1 protein-coding gene is annotated in these 322 nt (G+C 50.6%); it reads right to left on the minus strand.

What is annotated here, in order from left to right; all coding sequences use genetic code 11:
- Positions 1–322 (minus strand): immunoglobulin domain-containing protein (locus K8344_RS14325; protein WP_420908364.1); only part of this gene is annotated, 322 nt, incomplete at both ends.

Raw genomic sequence — 322 nt, forward strand, 5'->3', positions numbered from 1 at the left:
CCGGTAGCGGCAGTGTACCAAACTACTGCCTGACCTCCCGGTACCGTAGCAGTAGCTGTTAATGTCTGGATTGGACTGGCCTCACATTCGGTCTGGTCCCCACCACTTACTGGTGCATCAGGTGCATCCGTAATCGTTAAGGTTACTGGGGTTCTTGTTAAACTAATACAACCATTCCCATCAACATTGGCCTGTGCATAATAGGTGATACTACCAACACTGTTCAGGGTTGGCGAGCTAACAACGGAACCGCCAGTAGCAGCATCATACCAAACAACCGCCTGACCTCCCGGTACCGTAGCAGTAGCTGTTAATGTCTGAA

This window comes from Aequorivita xiaoshiensis (genome assembly GCF_022008395.1).
GTDB classification, from domain to species: Bacteria; Bacteroidota; Bacteroidia; order Flavobacteriales; family Flavobacteriaceae; genus Aequorivita; species Aequorivita xiaoshiensis.